This window comes from Arsukibacterium perlucidum DSM 18276, from assembly GCF_000382165.1.
Taxonomy (GTDB): domain Bacteria; phylum Pseudomonadota; class Gammaproteobacteria; order Enterobacterales; family Alteromonadaceae; genus Alishewanella; species Alishewanella perlucidum.
The window spans coordinates 112,743-133,373 of the sequence record NZ_KB907710.1; the positions used below are offsets into that span (position 1 = coordinate 112,743).

Annotated in this window: 19 protein-coding genes; 15 read left to right on the top strand and 4 right to left on the bottom strand. The window is 48.4% G+C overall.

All coding sequences use genetic code 11. The features are described 5' to 3' along the window. Positions 1 to 3: 3 nt before the first annotated feature. The 8 genes from H141_RS0109470 to acpS all read left to right on the top strand — a co-directional run bounded on the left by H141_RS0109470 (position 4) and on the right by acpS (position 6,869). Positions 4 to 489 (top strand): SoxR reducing system RseC family protein, encoded by a 486-nt coding sequence (locus H141_RS0109470; protein WP_019676022.1) that lies wholly within the window; start codon positions 4 to 6, stop codon positions 487 to 489. Between the two features lie 134 nt (positions 490 to 623). Beyond that, positions 624 to 2,423 carry a translation elongation factor 4 gene (gene lepA / locus H141_RS0109475; protein WP_019676023.1) on the top strand — a complete coding sequence of 600 codons (1,800 nt, stop codon included), beginning with the start codon at positions 624 to 626 and terminating at the stop codon, positions 2,421 to 2,423. 25 nt (positions 2,424 to 2,448) lie between these two features. Beyond that, positions 2,449 to 3,372, top strand: coding sequence for a signal peptidase I (gene lepB / locus H141_RS0109480; protein ID WP_019676024.1), 924 nt, complete (start codon positions 2,449 to 2,451; stop codon positions 3,370 to 3,372). A gap of 9 nt (positions 3,373 to 3,381) precedes the next feature. Next, a complete protein-coding gene (rnc, locus tag H141_RS0109485) occupies positions 3,382 to 4,056 on the top strand; it encodes a ribonuclease III (RefSeq protein ID WP_019676025.1) in 675 nt (224 codons plus the stop codon). Beyond that, positions 4,046 to 4,966: a GTPase Era gene (era, locus tag H141_RS0109490; protein WP_019676026.1), complete on the top strand. Its 921-nt coding sequence runs from the start codon at positions 4,046 to 4,048 to the stop codon at positions 4,964 to 4,966. Before rnc ends, era begins: the two co-directional genes overlap by 11 nt. 27 nt (positions 4,967 to 4,993) lie before the next feature. Next, positions 4,994 to 5,677 carry a DNA repair protein RecO gene (gene recO / locus H141_RS0109495; protein WP_019676027.1) on the top strand — a complete coding sequence of 228 codons (684 nt, stop codon included), beginning with the start codon at positions 4,994 to 4,996 and terminating at the stop codon, positions 5,675 to 5,677. A gap of 77 nt (positions 5,678 to 5,754) precedes the next feature. After that, positions 5,755 to 6,486, top strand: a complete 732-nt coding sequence (gene pdxJ / locus H141_RS0109500; RefSeq protein ID WP_019676028.1) for a pyridoxine 5'-phosphate synthase — start codon at positions 5,755 to 5,757, stop codon at positions 6,484 to 6,486. Next, entirely contained in the window at positions 6,486 to 6,869 is a 384-nt protein-coding gene (gene acpS / locus H141_RS0109505) for a holo-ACP synthase (protein ID WP_019676029.1), read from the top strand. The genes pdxJ and acpS overlap by 1 nt, the downstream gene beginning before the upstream one ends. Here acpS and barA read toward each other — a convergent pair. Continuing rightward, positions 6,847 to 9,597 carry a two-component sensor histidine kinase BarA gene (gene barA, locus H141_RS0109510; RefSeq protein WP_019676030.1) on the bottom strand — a complete coding sequence of 917 codons (2,751 nt, stop codon included), beginning with the start codon at positions 9,595 to 9,597 and terminating at the stop codon, positions 6,847 to 6,849. The genes acpS and barA overlap by 23 nt on opposite strands. A gap of 82 nt (positions 9,598 to 9,679) precedes the next feature. Here barA and rlmD point away from each other — a divergent pair, with 82 nt between their 5' ends. Genes rlmD through mazG form a run of 3 tightly spaced genes read left to right on the top strand, consistent with a single transcriptional unit; the run spans position 9,680 to position 14,052 of the window. After that, positions 9,680 to 11,017: a 23S rRNA (uracil(1939)-C(5))-methyltransferase RlmD gene (rlmD, locus tag H141_RS0109515; protein WP_019676031.1), complete on the top strand. Its 1,338-nt coding sequence runs from the start codon at positions 9,680 to 9,682 to the stop codon at positions 11,015 to 11,017. Positions 11,018 to 11,026: 9 nt separating this feature from the next. Further along, entirely contained in the window at positions 11,027 to 13,240 is a 2,214-nt protein-coding gene (relA, locus tag H141_RS0109520) for a GTP diphosphokinase (RefSeq protein WP_019676032.1), read from the top strand. A 26-nt stretch (positions 13,241 to 13,266) separates the two neighbouring features. Beyond that, positions 13,267 to 14,052: a nucleoside triphosphate pyrophosphohydrolase gene (mazG, locus tag H141_RS0109525; protein WP_019676033.1), complete on the top strand. Its 786-nt coding sequence runs from the start codon at positions 13,267 to 13,269 to the stop codon at positions 14,050 to 14,052. A gap of 37 nt (positions 14,053 to 14,089) precedes the next feature. Here mazG and H141_RS0109530 read toward each other — a convergent pair whose 3' ends face one another. From H141_RS0109530 to H141_RS0109540, 3 genes are all read right to left on the bottom strand, one after another. Further along, positions 14,090 to 14,344 (bottom strand): Txe/YoeB family addiction module toxin, encoded by a 255-nt coding sequence (locus H141_RS0109530; protein WP_019676034.1) that lies wholly within the window; start codon positions 14,342 to 14,344, stop codon positions 14,090 to 14,092. Further along, entirely contained in the window at positions 14,341 to 14,595 is a 255-nt protein-coding gene (locus H141_RS0109535) for a type II toxin-antitoxin system Phd/YefM family antitoxin (RefSeq protein ID WP_026349360.1), read from the bottom strand. Before H141_RS0109535 ends, H141_RS0109530 begins: the two co-directional genes overlap by 4 nt. 139 nt (positions 14,596 to 14,734) lie before the next feature. Further along, entirely contained in the window at positions 14,735 to 15,706 is a 972-nt protein-coding gene (locus H141_RS0109540) for an integron integrase (protein ID WP_019676036.1), read from the bottom strand. 244 nt (positions 15,707 to 15,950) lie between these two features. Between H141_RS0109540 and H141_RS0109545 the strand changes: the two genes are divergently transcribed. The 4 genes from H141_RS0109545 to H141_RS0109560 all read left to right on the top strand — a co-directional run bounded on the left by H141_RS0109545 (position 15,951) and on the right by H141_RS0109560 (position 20,025). Further along, positions 15,951 to 17,114: a serine hydrolase domain-containing protein gene (locus H141_RS0109545; RefSeq protein WP_019676037.1), complete on the top strand. Its 1,164-nt coding sequence runs from the start codon at positions 15,951 to 15,953 to the stop codon at positions 17,112 to 17,114. Positions 17,115 to 17,131: 17 nt separating this feature from the next. Further along, on the top strand, positions 17,132 to 18,151 hold the full coding sequence (locus tag H141_RS0109550; RefSeq protein WP_019676038.1) for a serine hydrolase domain-containing protein: 1,020 nt from the start codon (positions 17,132 to 17,134) through the stop codon (positions 18,149 to 18,151). Positions 18,152 to 18,246: 95 nt separating this feature from the next. Next, positions 18,247 to 19,092 (top strand): trypsin-like serine protease, encoded by an 846-nt coding sequence (locus tag H141_RS0109555; RefSeq protein ID WP_019676039.1) that lies wholly within the window; start codon positions 18,247 to 18,249, stop codon positions 19,090 to 19,092. Between the two features lie 501 nt (positions 19,093 to 19,593). After that, positions 19,594 to 20,025 (top strand): hypothetical protein, encoded by a 432-nt coding sequence (locus H141_RS0109560; RefSeq protein ID WP_019676041.1) that lies wholly within the window; start codon positions 19,594 to 19,596, stop codon positions 20,023 to 20,025. Positions 20,026 to 20,631: the final 606 nt, after the last annotated feature.

Consider the following 20,631-nt stretch of genomic DNA (forward strand, 5'->3'; position numbering starts at 1 on the left):
CAAATGATTGAGCAAATAGCCACGGTACTTGCTGTTGAACCTGATGGCGTGTGGCTGGGCACTACTCCGGTTACGACCTGTAATTCCTGTCATGCCAGTGCTGACTGCGGTACCGGCATCGTCGCGAAAACCATGACCCCCCGTCAGAACCGTTTCTTTATTAATACTGAGTTGCCACTGTTACCTGGCGAACAGGTAAGGGTCGCTACCGCCGGCCAACAGCTGGTAACTGCTGCGCTGCTGGTTTATTTGCTGCCACTGCTATTAATGATAATGGCCGCGCTGCTGGTGCATCTTGGCTGGCAGGCCGCTGAAGGCTGGGTTATGCTGGCTGCTGCAGCTGGTGCAGGCTGTGGTTTGCTGGTTGCCCGCTACTATGGTGTTAAAATCGCTGCACAGCAGCAACTTAGCATTCTGGCAGTGCTACCGGATATCTCGGTGCAACAAAAGTTCAGTACCTCTGCTAAGCCAGCATCGAAGAACACATAGCAAGCTGCCTGCGGATAGAGTACAATTCCCGCTAATTTTTTTACAGCATCGGTCTCACAATAGCCGTACCATTAACCGGTGCGTCTGAGCTTATTGTCAGTACCCCCAGTATATTTCGGACATTTGCGGATAACATGGCAAAACTTAATAACATCAGAAATTTCTCCGTCATCGCCCATATTGACCATGGTAAATCAACCCTGTCAGACAGGCTTATTCAGTATTGTGGTGGTCTGGCTGATCGGGAAATGCAGCAGCAGGTGCTGGATTCAATGGATCTGGAGCGCGAACGTGGTATCACAATCAAAGCGCAAAGTGTCACCCTGAATTATATCGCTGATGATGGCAATACCTATCAGCTGAACTTTATCGATACCCCGGGGCACGTCGACTTCACGTATGAAGTCAGCCGTTCACTGGCCGCCTGTGAAGGCGCCTTACTGGTAGTTGATGCGGGGCAGGGGGTTGAGGCACAAACCGTTGCTAATTGTTATACCGCGCTTGATATGAACCTGGAAGTGATCCCGGTACTTAATAAAATTGATTTGCCGCAGGCTGAGCCAGAGCGGGTGGCCGAAGAAATAGAAGACATTATTGGCATCGAAGCACTTGGGGCGGTGCAATGTTCAGCTAAAACCGGTTTTGGCATTAAAGATGTGCTGGAAACCATAGTAAAGAAAATCCCGCCGCCGGAGGGTGAGCGAGACTTACCCACGCAGGCGTTAATTATTGATTCCTGGTTTGATGCTTATCAGGGCGTGGTATCACTGGTGCGGGTTAAGCATGGTTCCATTAAAACCAAAGACAAGATAAAAGTCATGTCTACCGGTCAGGTTTATGAAGTTGATAAAGTAGGAATTTTTAGCCCGAAAGCCACTAATACCGGCGAGCTGAACACCGGTGAAGTCGGTTTTGTTATTGCGGGTATCAAGGAAATTAAGGGCGCGCCGGTGGGCGATACCCTGACCCTGGCAAAAAACAGCGCTGAGAAGCCGTTGCCAGGCTTTAAACGGATCAAACCGCAGGTTTATGCCGGGGTATTCCCGGTATCCTCAGATGACTATGAAGATTTTCGTGATGCGCTGGCTAAGCTCAGCCTGAACGATTCTTCCTTGTTTTATGAGCCGGAAAACTCCGGTGCTTTGGGTTTTGGTTTCCGGATTGGTTTCCTCGGTATGCTGCATATGGAAATCATCCAGGAGCGGCTGGAGCGTGAGTACGATTTAGACCTTATCACCACCGCACCCACTGTTGTGTACGAGGTAATTAAGAAAGATGGCGAAAAAGTGCTGGTTGATAACCCCAGCGATTTGCCGGCGGTCAATGATATTGACGAAATCCGTGAGCCTATTGTAGAAGCTCATATCCTGGTCCCCCAGGAATATCTGGGTAACGTTATTACTCTGTGTATCGAAAAGCGTGGAACCCAAACCAATATGCTGTACCACGGTCGACAGGTGGCCGTAACTTACGAGTTACCCATGGCCGAAGTGGTGATGGACTTTTTCGACCGGTTAAAGTCGACCAGCCGGGGCTATGCTTCGCTGGATTATTCTTTTAAACGGTTTCAAACCTCGAATATGCAGCGGGTCGATATCCTGATCAACGGCGAGCGGGTTGATGCGCTGGCAATTATCAGTCATATCGATTTTGCCCAGAGCCGGGGCCGGCAGCTGGCGGAAAAACTGAAAGAGCTGATCCCGCGGCAAATGTTTGATATTGCCATTCAGGCGGCAATTGGTAACCACGTTATCGCCCGCACAACCATTAAGCAAATGCGCAAAAACGTGTTGGCGAAATGTTATGGTGGCGACATCAGCCGTAAGAAGAAGCTGCTGCAAAAGCAAAAAGACGGTAAAAAGCGGATGAAACAGGTCGGTAATGTTGAAGTGCCGCAAGAGGCCTTCCTGGCTATTCTGAAAGTTGGCAAGTAAAACGTAGCAAGTTAAAGGGAAACGCATGGCCGGTTATTTTGCAATATTCTTAGTACTACTGACATTGGCTAGTGGCTTAATTTGGCTGCTGGATGCGTTGCTGCTGGCACCTAAACGCCGTGAGCGGCTGGTGTTAGCACAAAGTAGTGCGGGCAGTCAGTTGACCGCCGAAACCAGTGATACCTTACTGAAAGAACCGGCGGTGGTGGAAACGGCAAAATCAATTTTTCCGGTGATTGCCGCTATTACGCTATTCCGCTCGTTTTTATATGAGCCTTTTCAAATTCCCTCTGGTTCAATGATGCCAACCTTACTGGTTGGTGATTTTATTCTGGTTGAAAAGTTTTCATATGATGTAAAAGACCCGGTATGGCGTAAAACCCTGTATCACAACAAGCTGCCACAACATGGTGATGTGGCGGTATTTAAGTATCCTGAGCAGCCAACAGTCGACTTTATTAAGCGAATTGTCGGCTTGCCGGGTGATCGGATTATTTACCGGGACAAGCAGCTGTATATTGATAAAGCCTGTGCAGCAGGCCAAACCACCGGTTGCGGCACCCTGGAGCGGATTACTCTGACCCATGTGCCAGATAACCAGTTTTTTCAAGGCCAACGCCAGCAGCGGCGTTTTCATGAAGCACTCGGTGAGAATGGCCACAATATTTTGATTACTCCGGGAGCACCCGAGCTGGTAAGGCAGTATCATCAGCAGCCCGGCACAGCAATTGATGAATTTGTGGTGCCGGCAGGCCATTATTTCGCGATAGGTGACAACCGGGATAACAGCCGGGACAGCCGGTTCTGGGGTTTTATACCAGCCGACAACCTGGTGGGCAAGGCGGTATTTATCTGGATGAGCTTTGAATTCAGTGAAGACCCGAACAGCTGGCTACCAGGCTGGGTGCCGGTTGGCGTGCGTTTTGAGCGCCTGGGTAAAATTGAGTAAGGTGGCCTGATGCTACAGCCGGTTAAACCGTTGATGAATAAGCTTGGTTATCAGTTTGCTGAGCCCGGATTGCTTGAACAGGCCCTGACCCACCGCAGCTGCAAAGGTAAGCATAATGAGCGGCTGGAGTTTTTAGGGGATGCGGTTTTAGGCTTGATCATTGCCCAAACGCTGTTTGAACAGTTTCCGCAAACCCGCGAAGGTGATTTAACCCGGATGCGCTCGGCGCTGGTAAAAGGCGTTACTCTGGCAGAAATAGCCCAGGAACTGGCGATAGCTCAGTATTTGCGGTTGGGCCCGGGTGAGCTGAAAAGTGGTGGTCACCGCCGCGAGTCTATTCTGGCGGATGCGCTGGAAGCGATTTTGGGTGCTATATTTTTAGACAGTGGTATGGAAGCATGCCGCGAACGTATTCTGGTCTGGTTTGGTGAGCGGCTGCAGCAGATTGCCCCGGGTGAGCAAAAAGACTCTAAAACCCGGTTGCAGGAATATTTACAGGGTTTGCGTTTAGCGTTGCCCGTGTATGACGTTATTGCCACCGCAGGCGAAGCACACCAACAAACCTTCACTGTTCGTTGCACGGTACCGGGTATTAAGCCTATTACTGCGACGGGCAGTTCACGGCGAAAAGCCGAACAAGACGCCGCCAATGCGGCTTTGGAACAGATTAAAAATGAACGATAACCCTTCGCCAACTGCCGCGCCAACTACCCATGCGGGTTTAGTGGCGATAGTTGGCCGCCCCAATGTCGGCAAATCTACCTTACTTAATAAACTGGTTGGCCAGAAAGTCAGTATTACCTCAAAAAAACCGCAAACTACCCGGCATCGGATTGTCGGAATTGATACAGTTGATAACTATCAAACGGTGTATGTCGATACCCCGGGTTTGCATATTGAAGAAAAGCGGGCGATTAACCGACTGATGAACAAAGCCGCCAGCAGCTCAATAGCCGACGTTGAGCTGGTGCTGTTTGTGGTGGAAGGGACCCGCTGGAATGATGACGATCAGATGGTATTAAATAAACTGATTGCCTCAGAAAAGCCGGTGGTGCTGGTGGTGAATAAAGTCGATTTATACAAAGATAAATCAGAGCTGCTGCCGCATTTGCAGAGGCTGGGCAGCCAGCTGAACTTTGTTGATGTGGTGCCGTTGTCGGCTGAAAGTGGCGACAATGTGGCGGCACTACGTAAAGTGGTGCAACAGAACTTGCCATTGTGTGAGTTCTTTTTTCCGGAAGATTATATTACCGATCGCTCACAGCGTTTTATGGCGGCAGAAATTGTCCGCGAAAAACTAATGCGTTTTCTCGGCGATGAATTACCGTATTCGGTTACCGTCGAAATTGAACGCTTTAAATGGGAAGAGAAACATTTTCATATTGCCGCTTTAGTGCTGGTAGAGCGGGAAAGTCAGAAGCGAATGGTGATTGGCAACAAAGGCGAGCGGATTAAAACTATCGCCACTGAAGCCCGGCTGGATATGGCAGCTATGTTAGAGCAACCGGTTTTTCTGCAGGTGTGGGTTAAAGTGAAATCGGGTTGGGCTGACGATGAGCGTGCGCTGCGCAGTCTTGGCTATGGCGAAGATTAACTACCGTAAATATTAAGGTGTAACCAGATGCAGCCGCTATGTCCAGCCTATATTTTGCATAGCCGGCCGTTTCAGGACGAAAAGCTGCTGCTGCAGTTGTTAATGCCAGAGCAGGGCCGGGTGTCAGCAGTTATTCGTAAGCGCCAGGGCAAACAACGTTTTGCTTTACAGCCGTTTCAGCTGTTTACCGTAGCACTTACCGGCCGTAGCAGTTTAAAAACCATCAGCACCCTGGATGAGCTTGCTCCGGCCAGCCGCTTTAATGGCAAGTTTTTATTTAGTGCGCTGTATCTGAATGAACTGATCTGCCGGCTGTGGCCGGACGACATGGCGGCAGAGCAGTTATTTAACTACTACCAGCAAAGTCTCGCTGCCTTAAACCTGGCGCAGCATACGCCCGGTCAGCTGGAACCTTGCCTGCGTGAATTTGAATTTGCATTGCTCAGTGAACTGGGGTTGCAGGTAGACTGGCAGCATGATGCCAGTGGCACACCGCTTAATGCTGACTTACAGTATTTGTGGCAGCCAGAGCAAGGGTTTGTCATGGTGTCTGCTGGTTGGCCGGGTGCGGTGTTGCTGGCTATTGGCCGGCAAGACTGGCAGCAAACTGGCAGCCTGCAGGTTGCCAAGCAACTTAGCCGGCGGTTGTTAAAGCCGTTACTTGGCGACAAACCACTGAACAGCCGTGCCCTGTTTACTGTAGCTGTTTAGCCTGTATTTCTATTTTTAATTTTGGCATTAACAATTTTAATTCGTAAGTTGAATTTATAAATAATACCGGAGCCGTTATGAGCCCTATTTATCTTGGTGTTAACATTGATCACGTGGCCACACTGCGCCAGGCTCGCGGTACCAGTTACCCTGAGCCCATACACGCCGCTCTGGTAGCAGAGCAGGCCGGTGCCGATGGTATTACCGTCCATTTGCGTGAAGACCGCCGCCATATTATTGACCGTGATGTATTTTTGCTGCGCCAGAGCCTGAGTACCCGGCTTAATTTTGAGATGGCGGTAACCGACGAAATGCTGGCTATTGCCGGCAAGCTAAAACCACATTTTTGTTGTCTGGTACCCGAAAAACGCCAGGAGCTGACCACCGAGGGCGGTCTGGATGTGGCCGGGCAACTCGCGCGGATGACAGACGCCGTAAGCGCGTTGGCCGCGGACAATATTCTGGTGTCGTTATTTATTGATGCTGATCACGCGCAAATAGACGCGGCCGCTGCCGTTGGCGCGCCTTTTATTGAGATCCATACCGGCCGCTATGCCGAAGCGACTGACAGCAAAGTGCAACAGGCAGAGCTAGCCAGAATAACCGAGGCTGCAGCTTATGCGGCGTCGTTGGGTATTACGGTCAACGCCGGCCATGGTTTGCATTATCACAACGTGCAACCAATAGCCGCTATTCCGCAGATGTACGAACTTAATATTGGCCATGCCATTGTTGCCCGGGCTATTTTCAGTGGTCTGGCAGGCGCAGTATCAGAAATGAAGCGGCTGATGGTGGAGGCCAGGCGTTAATGGCCATTATCGGTTTAGGCACTGATATTGTTGAGATAGGCCGGATCGAGCAAAGTCTGGCGCGTTCACCGGGTCTGGTGAAGCGGGTGCTTACGCCGGCAGAGCAACAGCATTTTGCCGGCCATACCCTTGCCAGCCGCTACTTTGCCAAACGCTTTGCTGCCAAAGAGGCCGCCGCCAAAGCGCTGGGCACCGGCATTGGCCGCGGGGTATCTTTTCAGCATATTGAAATCAGTAATGATCAACACGGCCGGCCAGAGCTTAAGTTCAGTGGTTATGCTGCAGAGCTGGCTGCAAATTTAGGGGTGAGTCATTGCTGGCTGTCGTTAAGTGACGAGCAGGCCTATGCCATGGCAACCGTTATTCTGGAAGCTCAACCTTAGCCAGCCAGGCGTCATCCAACTGGCCCAGTGCGCTTAAAATATCATCCAGTTCAAATAATTCGGGTTCCAGCTGCTGCAGGGCAGTACCCATTTTCAGTTGGGTTTCCAGGGTTTCTGCCAGACTTTTTAATGCAGGGACCCCGGTGTAACAGCAGGCACCGTGCAGTTTATGCACCAGCTGTAATAATTGCTCACTGTTGTTGGCATGCACTGCCTCGTTTAGTAACTGTTGGGTTTCCGGCAGACTTTTCAGCAACATTTTTAGCATATCTTTAGCCAGCTCAGGTTTGCCGCCGGCGCGCTGTAAGCTTATTTGCCAGTTTATCAAGCCATCTTTGTCGTTAGCCAGGCTTGCTAAAGCCCCCGCGGCTTCAGCGGGCGGGTTGGCCTGGACACCCAGTGGACAGAACTCCTGCAGAGTGTAATGCAGCATTTTATCATCCAGCGGTTTACTTAAAAACTCGTTAAAACCAAGCGATAACAGGCGGGCGCGCTCTCCTGCTACTGCATGCGCAGTAACCGCAACTATAGGCGTATGTTCATTTAAAGAACTTTGCCGGATCCGCTGACAGGCGCTGATTCCATCCATTACCGGCATATTAATATCCATAAAAATGATGTCATACACGTGCTGGGTGGCTTTTTGCCAGGCATCAGCACCGTTAGTGGCTGACTCCAGTTGTTCTACCAGCTCGGTCAGTAAAGTATTAATTAATTTCAGGTTGGCTTCATTGTCGTCAACCGTCAGTACTTTTAATGCTGCTTTAGGGAGCGCGACCGGCTGTGGCAAATTCTTTGCCTGGTCCAGATAGGGTTTAGCTAGGGCAATCGCCAGTTTACGCTGATGAGTGGGTTTAGGCAGGCAGGCATTAGCACCCGAGGCTAACATGGCTTCGCGTAAATTGGGTGATAAGGTATTAACCAGTAAATAGGTGTAGTTACAGCTGGGCTGAATTTGCTGCACCAGACTAATCACCTGGTTTACCTGATTAATCGCAATCGCCCGGCCTATCAGGCCAATATCATAATGCTGGCCATGATTCAGTGCTTGTTGCAGTTGGCCTTTGGTGGCACAAGCCGTTACCTGTAAACCCCAGCTGTGTAACAGGCTGAGAGTTGCTTGGCGCGAGTATTGTTGTGGCTCAAAATACAGCAGCGTTTTACCATCCAGCACATCAATCGGCAGCGCTTCAGCCACAGATAAATGGTGGCGCTGGCATTTAATGGTAAACCAGAAAGTCGAGCCTTCGGCGGCTTTACTTTCAAACCCAATATTACCGCCCATTGCCTGTACTAAACGCTGCGAAATCATCAGGCCTAAGCCCGAGCCGCTGTGCTGATCAGCCGGCTGGCTACTGGTAAAGCCTTGAAACAACTGATTCTGTTTATCCTCACTGATACCGCGGCCGGTATCCTGTACTGAGCAGTGCAGAATAAGTTGGTCTTCATTTAACAAGGTGGCGCTGACCCGGATAACGATACTGCCATGTTCGGTGAACTTAATCGCATTGCCGGCAATATTCATCAGTACCTGAGTTAACCGGCCCGGGTCTGCTATCAAATCATCCGGGCAACCATTATCAATCATTATTACCAGTTCAAGGTGCTTGTCAAAAGCGTTAGCGGCCAGTAACTCAGTGGCATCGTTCAGTAAGTCACGCAGTGAAAAAGGTTCGGGATTAATTGACATCCGGCCTTCTTCTAACTTGGAAAAATCCAGCACATCATTAACCAGATGCAGCAGACTGTTAGCCGATTTCTGAATAGTACTGAGGTAATCGTGCTGGTTAGCGCTAAGCTGGGTTTTCAGTAACTGACGGGTAAAGCCAATAACCCCGTTAAGCGGGGTCCGCAGTTCATGGCTCATTTTGGCCAGAAATTCTGATTTCTGCCGGTTTTCTTCCACCGCTTTACGCCGGGAGAAATCCAGCTGAATATTCTGTACTTCTAATTGTTCCATACTAAGCTGTAAATCACTGGTGACCTGCTCAATATTGTGTTGCATTTCCTGCTCCAGCGAGCTCAGCTGCTGGCTTAACTGGTTAATGCTGGTTTGGATTTGATCAAGTTCTTTAATGCCAGAGAGATTGCTTTGTTGCTGATAGTTGCCCTGCTGCAGCTGTTGCAGTTGCAACTGTAAACGGCTGAGTACCGGCTTGATTTTATGCCGGACAAACTGGCTTAAAATCACACATAACATAATTACCGCCGCCACCAGCATCAAAACATGTAACTTGTAACGTTGCTGTTGCAGCAAAATTTGCTCATTTTGTAAATGCAACAGAATATAGGGCGCCTCAGCCGGCTGATTGCTGTTAAATAACAACGACTGGTAGGTGAGCAGGCTTTGCTCAAAAGAAACCAGGTTGCCCGATACACTGCCATTCTCAGGATTAAACCCGGGATAGTCTGCTGCCTGATATTGCGGGTTACTGCTGGCGAGGATCTGGCCGTTTTTATCAAACAGCAGTATATTACTGACCACCGGTGAATTAAGACGATGGCTGGTATTTAATAAGTCTTCAATTGCAGCGATATTATTGGCAGCCAGGAATTTTTCGCTGCTAATTGCCAGCGGCACTGCTATATTTTTGGCCTGCGCGGCCAGATTGCGGTGTAATTCTTCTGCCTTGCTATAAGCAAAGTAGCTACCCAGACTGACACTGGCCAGCACCGCTGGTAGCAGAGCGCAAAGTAGTATCCAGTAACGTAAAGCAATTTTCGTCATTAGGCTCAGGGCTTGTTACAATAGTTGCGGGCCCGCCCATAATGACATAACAATTTCTACTTGCCTACAATACAGAGCACAGATGGTAACACTATATAAAGCAAAGGCTAAAGCCGGCCTGACAGGGGCAACTGTTACCCTGGATATCGACAGCACGGATTATGAAGTAAATGGCCTTAGCCGTTACCAGCAAAAAATTGCCTTTGTCAGTGGGGCGCTGAAGGGTGAAAAAGTGCGGGCGCTGGTGCTGGAAGATAAGCCCGGCTTTCTGAAAGCCCGGACCATCAAAGTACTGGCGCCGGCAGCTGAGCGCCAGCAGCCTTTTTGCCCGCATTTTAGTCAGTGTGGTGGCTGTCAGCTGCAATATCTGAGCAATAACCAGCAAAGCCAGCTAAAGCAGCAGGGCACAGATCAGTTGATCCGTCATCAGACTGGCCTGGCTAGCCTGCCATGGCAGCCGATGATCAGCGGCCCGGACCGGCACTACCGGCGCAAAGCCAGGCTGGGCGTCTGGTATGATAAAAAGACCCGCCAGCTGAGTGTGGGTTTTCGTGCTGAAGGTAGTAAAACTATTAGCGCCATCACCGAATGCAGCATGCTAAGCCCGCTGCTGACACCCGCGCTGACGCTATTGCCACCGGTGATTAAAGCCTTGCCCGAGCCTGCAGTTATTACCCATCTGGAACTGTTCAGCGCCGGTGAGCGACCCTATGTGGTGGTGCGCCATGTTAAAACCTTAACTGCGGCGCAGCAGCAGTTGTTTAGCCAAAGCTGGCCACAGGCATACTTTCTGGGCGATGCCGGCAATAACCTGTTGCAGCCCTGGCAGGCTGACACCCCTGTGCCCGCGTATACCCTGGCAGAGCAAAACATTCAGCTGCAGTTTCAGCCCGGTGACTTTATTCAGGTGAATGAGCAAATTAATCAGCAGCTGGTGACTCAGGCGTTGGCCTGGCTCAATGTTAATGCCGACGACACCGTGCTGGATTTATACGCCGGTATCGGTAATTTCAGCCTGGCGCTGGCCAGATATGCCAAAACAGTGCAGGGTATTGAGGGCGTGGCCAAAATGGTGCAGCAGGCGGCAACCAATGCTGAACTTAATGGTCTTAGCAATGCCAGCTTTGCCCAGGCCGACTTACATTTACCCTGGCCTGCTGCCCCCTGGCTTAAGCAGCGCTACACAAAAGTGGTACTGGACCCGGCCCGTGCCGGTGCTCAGGGCGCAATAGAGCAGGTAGCAACGCTTAAAGCGGCACAAATATTGTACGTGTCGTGCAATGCTGCCACCTTTGCCCGCGATGCCAAAGTATTGCTTGGCCACGGGTATCAGTTACAAAAACTGGCTGGTGTGGATATGTTTCCGCATACCAGCCATCTGGAACTGATGGCGCTGTTTAGCATGCCAGCAAAAAATTAAGGAGTTTTCATGGTCAGGGTTCGTCAATCGCATAGTAGTGGCTATCATGGCGGCGATACGCTGGAATGGCTGTGTTCGCTGGGATTGACAGAAAAAAAAATCAATGCCTTGCTCAGTTGTGGCTTATGGCTGAAGCAGCAGGAGCTGGATGACAACGTAGCCCAGGTTCGTACTGGCTGGGAAATGGTTGAAATTCTGGCTGATCTGAAAATGGACCATGACTCACTGCTGGCCGCCTTGCTATTTCCGGCATTCGATGGCCACCTGCTAAGCGAGGAAAAGCTGGCAGCGGAATTTACGCCAACGGTTATTGGCTTGCTGCATTCGGTGCAGCAAATGGATGCCATCCGCACTATTCCTACCGGCGCTAACCAAAGTGTTAACCCGCAACAAGCCGACAATTTGCGCAAAATGCTGCTGGCAATGGTGGAAGATGTGCGGGCGGTGGTGCTGAAACTGGCGGCGCAAATTTGTTACCTGCGCCAGGTAAAAGACGCCGACGAAGAAACCCGGGTACTGGCAGCAAAAGAAACCAATGCCATTTTCGCCCCGCTGGCCAACCGGCTGGGTATTGGTCAGCTGAAATGGGAACTGGAAGACTTAGCCTTCCGCTATCTGCACCCCGGGGTTTATAAGCAGGTTGCCAATTTACTGGAAGAAAAACGGCTGGATCGCGAACAATATATGCAGGATTTTGTCGCGGCCGTGCGTCAGAAAATGCAGGACGCGAAACTGGACGTTGAAGTATATGGCCGGCCTAAACACATATTCAGCATCTGGAAAAAAATGCAGAAAAAACAACTGAGCTTTGATCAGTTGTTTGATATCCGCGCAGTGCGCATTGTTACCGACCGGGTGCAGGATTGCTACGGTGCCCTGGGTATAGTGCACACTGGCTGGCGGCATTTACCAAAAGAGTTTGATGATTATATCGCCACCCCAAAACAAAACGGCTATCAGTCTATTCATACGGTGGTGCTGGGGCCGCAGGGCCGCGCCGTGGAGATTCAGATCCGTACCCGGCAAATGCACGAAGATGCCGAGCTGGGAGTTGCGGCACACTGGCGCTACAAAGAAGGCGGTGTTGGCGGCACTAAAGTGGTGGCCAACGATGAGAAAATTGGCTGGCTGCGCAAGTTACTGCAGTGGCAGGAAGATGTAGTAGATGGCGCCGACTTAGCCGGCACCGATTTGGCCGAAGAGTTGCGTACTCAGGTGATTGAAGACCGGGTGTATGTATTTACCCCCAAAGGTGACATTGTCGATATGCCAATCGGCTCCACCCCGCTCGATTTTGCCTATTATGTGCACTCAAATGTTGGCCATCGCTGTATTGGCGCCAAAATTTCCGGCCGAATTGTGCCTTTTACCTATCAGCTGAAAACCGGCGATCAGGTAGAAATTTTAACCGGGCGCGAACCTAACCCCAGCCGCGACTGGCTTAACCCGAACCTGGGCTATTTAAAATCGAGCCGGGCCCGCTCGAAAGTGCAGTATTGGTTCCGGTTGCAAGACCGGGATAAAAACCTGGCCGCCGGCAAAGAGTTGCTGGATACCGAATTAACCCGCTTAAATCTGGTAATGGAATATCCGGCCAAAGTGGTCAGCCGTTTTAACGTTAATTCAATGGACGAGTTGCTGGTAGGAATTGGTGGCGGCGAAATTAAAGTTACTCAGGTAGTGCACTTTATTCAGAGCCAGAGCGGTAAACTGGAACAGCCGGAAATAGACCCCAGGCTGAAAACCAAACCCTTACCCGGCAGCAAAAGCAAAAGCGATGTGGTGGTGCAGGGAGTCGGCAATTTGCTTAGCCACATGGCAGGCTGCTGCCAGCCGCTACCGGGTGATGCCATTATTGGTTACATTACCCAGGGCCGCGGCATTGCTATTCATCGCGACGACTGCGACCAGTTTAAAACCTTGCAGGATAGTCATCCGGAGCGGGTGGTCGATGCCACCTGGGGTGATAAATATGCCTCAGGCTATGAGGTTGATATCCGGATCGTGGCCCACGATCGCAATGGTTTACTACGCGACATCACCAGTATTCTGGCTAATGAAAAAGCCAACGTCACTAAAATGAGCAGCAGCTCTGATATTAAAGAACAAACCGCAGTCATTAATATGACCCTGGAGTTGTATAACCTCGATTCTCTTAATAAGTTATTAAGTAAAGTCAGCCAGATAGATGACGTAGTAGAAGCAAAACGGTTTCATCATTAAGCCTTAACATCAAAAAAGAGAGCAGTGTGGCAGATAATATTCAGCGCCTTTTATCCATTATGAGCCGGTTACGCGACCCCGAAACCGGCTGCCCGTGGGACCTTAAACAAAGTTACGCGACGATAGTGCCCTACACCCTGGAAGAGGCTTACGAAGTGGCCGACGCCATTGCCCGCGAAAGCTTTGACGAGCTGAAAGACGAGCTGGGCGATTTGCTGTTTCAGGTGGTGTTTTATGCCCAGCTGGCCAAAGAAGACGGCCGTTTTGCCTTTGATGATTGCGTGGCAGCTATTTGCGACAAACTGGAGCGGCGCCACCCGCATGTGTTTGGCGAGAGGCAGGCAGCAGATGGCGCAGACGCAGAAACGGTGCTTAAAAACTGGGAAGCCCTGAAAAGTAACGAGCGCAAGCAAAGCGGCCAGCACAGCGTGCTGGACAATATTCCACAGGCGATGCCGGCACTTAGCCGTGCCAACAAACTGCAAAAGCGCTGTGCTACAGTCGGCTTCGACTGGCCGACAGTAGACGGCTGCTGGGATAAAGTAAAAGAAGAAATTCTGGAAGTAGAACAAACCGCCGCCGGCAGCCCGGAACTGGCAGAAGAGCTGGGCGATTTAATGTTCGCCCTGGTTAACGTGGTGCGCAAACATAAACTCGACCCGGAAGCAGTGCTGCGCGCCGCCAACAACAAATTCGAGCGGCGCTTTCGTGGCGTCGAGCAGGCGCTTAGCGAGCAAGGTAAAAGCCCGCAACAAAGTAACCTGGATGAAATGGAAGCGCTGTGGCAGCAGGTAAAGAATGGCAACAAGTAAAGAATGGCAGCAGGTAAAGCATTGAAACAGGTAAAGGCTAATAATGATATCGACACTGCACAATAACAATCTGATGGTCTGTCACTTTGTAAACCAGCCGAAGCGCCCGGTCTATCCGTCGTGACCAATAGCCTGACCAGTTGTGCTTTAACGGCCCGGGATCACCAATGCCAGCGAACGGCTGCCTGGCTATTTCTTTAATTAACGTATTAATTCGTTTCAGCGTTTTGTTATCTGTTTGCTGCCAATACAGATAATCTTCCCATGCAGATTGGGCAAAGGTTAACATCATTCTTCAATTAACTCTTTTTCCAGCAGCTTACCCGACTCGACTTCGGCAATTGCCTGGTTTAAACGTGCCGCATTTTTCGGGCTGGCCATCAGGTAGGCCGTTTCTTCGTAAGCCTGAAAATCTTCAAGGCTGATTAACACCGCTGGTTTACCGTTTTGGCGGGTGATAAGTACCGGCTTATGGTCGTCGTTAACCTTGTCTAAGGTTGTGGCAAGTTGGGCGCGAAACGCTGAATAACTCATGGTGTCCATTAGTGATATCTCTTTGCTGGCAAATACAGGCTACATTGTACTTATACTTATACTTATACTTATACTTATACTTATACTTATACTTATACTTATACTTATACTTGTACGCAATGCAGCGATGGTGAAAGCAGTAACATCATTACAGCAACATCGACAGCGGGCTTTTTACGCCACTGGCGCCTTGTTTCAGCACATGAGTGTATATTTGGGTGGTTTTAACATCGGTGTGGCCAAGCTGCTCCTGCACGGTACGAATATCTGCACCAGATTCCAGTAAGTGGGTAGCGAACGAGTGGCGCAGTGTATGGCAGGTAACATTCTTGGCAAGGCCAGCTTTTGTTGCCGCGGCGCGCACCGCTTTTTGTAACCCGGATTCGTCAATATGGTGGCGACGTAACACATTAAGCTGCGGATCCATACTTAAACGGGCAGAGGGAAACAGATACTGCCACCCCAGTTCTTTGGGTGCTGCAGGATACTTACGTGCCAGGGCAAAAGGCAACCACACGCCTGCAAATTCAGACGTCTGTATATCTTGTTGGTAAAAAGCGTCTACCAGACTAATTTGTCGGTGCAATGGCTCAAGCAATTCCGGGGCTAAGGTTGCTCTGCGATGTTTACCGCCTTTACCATGCCACACCATTAAAGATAAATAATCAAAATCAATGGCATTAACCCTCAGTCGCACAGCCTCCATCAGCCGCAGGCCGCTGCCGTACAGCAACTGCGCCAAGAGTAAGTACTGTGGGTCAATACAGGTAAAAAGCTGCCTAACCTCAGGCTTGGTCAGAACAACGGGTAACTTTCGTGGTTTAATTGCCTGATTAAAGTTAAGGTTTAACGCCAGCGGCCGCTTAAGAATCTCTTTATACAAAAAACTTAATGCATTAAGCGCAAGTGCCTGAGTTTGCACAGCAACATTTCGGGTTACGGCCAAATGGGTTAAAAACTGCTCTACATGCTGCTCAACCAGATCTTTTGGATGTTGTTTTTTGTGAAAAATAATAAAAAACTTAATCCAATGCAAATAAGTTTCTACAGTTCGCTTGGCATAGCGTCGGGTATACATTTCATCAGCGATGTATTGCAAAAATGGTGATGATTGCGGCATAAAGTACCTCCCAAAAAAGCACTGTTTAAGTATACAGTTATTTCTGAAAAGTCAAGTTGCCTTTGTTAGGCGGATGTATCCGTATTTGTCTCGTTGTGTTAAAAATTAATTTCTATAAGATATTGTCTGTAGGCAATTTTCTGGTTAATGTACAAGCAATTAATTTTACAAATACGGAAAGACCCGTCTTTAAATACGGATCTTTCCGTCGAATAAGCGTTAGCCACAACAAAGATAGGTTATTTTGAAAACAACTGGGGTAAAACTTAAATTTCGCATAGTTTTTGCTGGTGTATTGACACTATTAGTCGCTTCACAGCTGTCTGCGGCAGAACCCTTGCAGCATTGGCAGCAAAAGATAGAGCAATCAGCGTTTTCCGGAACGGTATTCGTGGCAACCTCTGATGCTATCATTTTCCATCAAAGCTTTGGCTTGGCGGACAGAGAAAACCAGCGCGCTTTTGATGAACATACCGTTTTTGATATTGGCTCTGTGACCAAGCAATTTACCGCAACGGCCATTATGTTGTTGGTAGAGCAAGGGAAGTTATCACTTTCCGCTACAATCGATAACTACTTTTCAGATGTTCCCTCAGATAAGAAGAGTATTACCATTCATCACTTATTGACTCATTCTTCAGGGTTGCCACCAAATCCGCCGGGTTTAGGGCTCTACGATGTCATAGACACTGATGTTTATAGGTTACAAATCTTCAAGCAGGAATTATTAGCGTTGCCAGGTGAAAGCTATAACTATTCAAATATCGGTTATGGTTTGCTGGCACAACTGATTGAAATTGCAACTGGCCAAAATTGGGAAGATTACATCAAACAACATATCCTGTTACCAGCAGGCTTAACAGAAACAGGGTATCGCCTGTTGTCTGTGCCGCAGGATAGACTCGCCATAAACTATGGCGCAGACCCTAATTGGTTGCAACGTATGTTAAGGCTACAAGCAAGGAGTCGAAGTGTTGGTGATTCTTTGCAACACCTTCGGGAAAAACCAGGAGCACGATGGCTTGAAGGCAGTGGTGGGTTTTCATCGACAGCTCAAGACATGCATGCTTGGTTCTTGAGAATGCATGCTAGACAGATATTGAGTGAGCAGTCTTGGAGCCAAATGTTTGATCTGCATATTGCTGAAAACGCAGATCAAACTTTGTATTATGGCTACGGTTGGGTAATCGACAACCAGAGTGGTATGCAAAGGATCAACCATTCAGGCTCAAACGGCTACTCGTATGCAACCTTTGATTACTACCCTGAAATAGGCTTGTTTGTACTAACCGCATCAAATGATATTGATAATTATCCATACCCGTTGATGAAAGAAATGAAGAAATCGATGCAGCAAATGGCGGCTAACAAATCAATACAGCCGAACACTAACGTGTCGGCTGATTGAAGCGTTAGGCTATCAGTGTGAATAGAGAGATCGACGAAAAAATTAAAGCCTTTGTTGCTAAATCTTCCATTCCTCACTTAGTAGTTGGAATTTGGCGCAATGGTGAACTGTATCAGTCGCATTATGGCCTTGAAGTACAAGCAGGCGTTGATGTTTTTGAAATCGGCTCTGTCGGGAAAACGTTTACAGCGACATTACTCGCGATTTTGGTTGATAAAGAATTCGTTAGTTTAAATGACAAAGTTGATAAGTTTAAGCCGGATCTACCTTTTGCAAAAGATGTTACCTTATTGCAGCTTGCTAACCATACATCAGGGTTGCCAAGTAACCCTTTTAAAGGGCTTGTATTAGATGCTCAAAAGGCGGTGAAAAATTTTAGCTGTTCTGATTACAGCAATTTTCTGCGCGGGCTTAATAAGCCTTTGAAGAGTGGAAAGTTTAACTATTCAAATATTGGTATGGCACTGCTTGGTAATCTTCTGGCTGATCATATTGGTAGCACTTATGAAGAGGCAGTAAAAACTTATATTCTCGATCCTCTTGGTATGGCTGATACGCAGTTGTCGCCTACAGCTTATGACGAGCATCGTTTAGCTATTGGGCACGGAGGTAATAGCAAAGCAGTAGCTCATTTTAAATGGGAGAGTATGGAACCTGCGGGGCTTTGGCGCTCGACAACTAAAGATATGATGGTATTTTTGAAAGCACATTTGGGTTACTCCGGTGAACAATGGAAGAGCCTATTGGCTAAAACAACTTTACCGGCAATTAATGACCCAAAATGTGATCATGTAGGACTGGCCTGGATGCTAGTAAGCGATGACATAGTCGGTAATTTTGCTTGGCATAATGGGCAAACAATGGGGCAAAAATCTATGGTGGTGTGTTCCCCAAAACAAGATACAGCAATAGTAATGCTATCGAACAAAGCTCCTAAGCTTTGGCATAATCTTTTTAGCCGGTATAGCATTGAGCAGTTATCGTTTGAGATTTTAAAAGAATTAATAGGTGTCAAACAGCATGAGCAAAAAGCCTAACAATTCGCATCATTCGCTCCCTACGGTCGCTGGGACGTCAACCCGCTGCGCGGCTCGCCGCCCATGTGCTATGCGTTAAATTGCATAGGGAAGTCATGCGTATAATCCTGTTCATTTCATTATTAATTTCAAGCTTATCGGCTTCAGCAATTGTTATTCGTCATGACGTTGATGACAAAAAGTATCTTGCTGACCCTGCAGATTTTTCACCATTAGCAACGCTTTATGTTGATGGGGCTCATGGCACACTCATTAAGCCTGATTGGATTGTTACTGCCGCTCACGCAACTTTCTGTATTAATTCTGGCAGCTACATCGGCCTAAATAATGGCTACCACAAAGTGGAAAGTGTCTTTGTTCATAAAGATTATCAACCAGGTAAAAGTCACGACATTGCGTTAATAAAATTAGTAAATCCAATAAAGGATGTAGAACCGGCGAGTTTGTATGAAAAACCAGATGAGGTTGGCAAGATAATATGGTTTATCGGTGTCGGTGGCACTGGCAATGGGCTAACCGGTCAAACGATTGATAATTATGAAAATCGAGGAGTTTTGAGAAAAGCCCAAAATAAAATCGAACAAGCAGAAGGGCCGTTATTAAAATTCAAATTTGATAGAGATGATGCAGCTTTACCACACGAAGGTGTTTCTGGTGGGGGCGATAGTGGCGGCCCAGCCTATCTGACTATTGACGGTAAGAGCCACTTACTCGGCATTAGCTCCAGAGTTGAAGGCGGGGATATCGGGAAGTACGGTGTAGTGGAAGTTTATTCAAGGGTTTCATTCTTTAAGCCTTGGATTGAAAAAATCACCACTGGCAAAGAAACTTTGCAACGGCAATTGGCATTTCCCAAACTAGAGCGCCTTCCGGCAGGTCTCACAGAGCAAATTTTACCCGAAGTGTGTTCTGATATCGGGTTGAAACCAAATGCAATTTAACAAGTTGCTTAATTTCGTTCCGGCCACAAACAGCGTGGCCTCCACTGGACTGCCTACGCTGCGCTGCGGCAGCCAATTAGCAAAGCGTTATACGCAATAGGGAAGTTATGAGTAATCTACGGTTTTGGTGTATAGCAGCAGCTGTAACCGTTATTTCAAGCATGTTGACGTATTATCACTTCGTTTATACAGGTGACACAGTAGCGGCCGTCTTTGGATACTTCGGTTCATTAGCAATCTTACCGCTTATGCTTGTAACTTTTTTAGTAATTTTAGTGCGTGTAGTGATGCCGGATATTTTTACTACTACCCAAAAGTGGTTGTTACTTTTAGCGCCTTTAAGTTTTATGCTCTTAGGCTTGGTGTACTTATATTGGCAGGTGCAATATAGGAGTCACTAATGCAAATTGCGTATAACAAGGCCCATCAGTTCGCAGCCTTTGGCTGCCGGACTCGCTGCGCTCGCCGCTGTGGGCGGCGTTATGTGCCAAAGGAGCTAACATGCTACGAACAAGTTTAATTTTTCTTCTTTTAGTTTCAATGCATTCCTTTGCGCAAGGCTGCAATGACTCGCCATTCATGTCTAGTACTGGTCAAGATGGGAAAAAAACAGGTTTATTTGTAAAGCCAAATACCTTTGATGGTGCTCTGGCTTGGGAAATTGGAGAATCCGATCCTCCCCTACCGATAAATGCAGCCGTTCTAATTGCACAAAATTGGGCCAACGGTTTTTATTCTAGATTTGATTCGGTTGCAGTAAGTAGCATTTCGATAAATTTAGTATCTGATTGTGCCCCCCGGGCAGGATCACATTGGGTATATATATTTAGCTTAGCACCAGTCATAGATGGAAATCGCCTTTATGGTGCACGTTATATGGTCGGTGTCACCATGGGCAGCAATATCATTGAGCCTGAGGATTTTGAGAATTAAGGCACATAACAAAGCGCAGCACTCGCGGCCTTTGGCCGCTGGGACGCCAAACCCGCTGCCGCGTTTTTGTCGCCCGTGTGCGCGGCGTTAGCAGGTGCTCGGGTTTTAACGGTTTTCGTCAGTGGTTTTGTTCCGGCATTGCGCGTGTTTGGCTTTCCTAGCGGCACTGGCAAATAGTCAAAGCTCGCCAGTTTGTGGGTTTGCTGCAAACGGGTGTGGCGGTAGCGTTGTTCTTCTTGGCTTCGCTTTAATGGTTTTACAGGTTCCGGTTGGCTCGCTGTGTCGCAGTTAACCGGTTTAGTTTTTAATAAATAGCAGCGTGCCGTTGTTCAGGTTTGCCAGTGCGGCAAGCCGCGAAAGTTCGGTGCAGGCTGCTAACAAGGCCAGTCAAGCGACGCCAAACAACGTCGCGCCTGCTGGCAGCGTTAGCTTCTCTGTGCAAGCCTACGGTTTAACAGAGAGTGGGGGCATAGCATCATGCAGAAAGATAAAATAAACAGTATTAGGGCTTGTTGATCTTTCGTGATGGATTATTAGACAGCATGATGGGCTGGTATAATTACTTTCGCCAAAAACTAACCATGACAACCCATCATGCCAAGAACA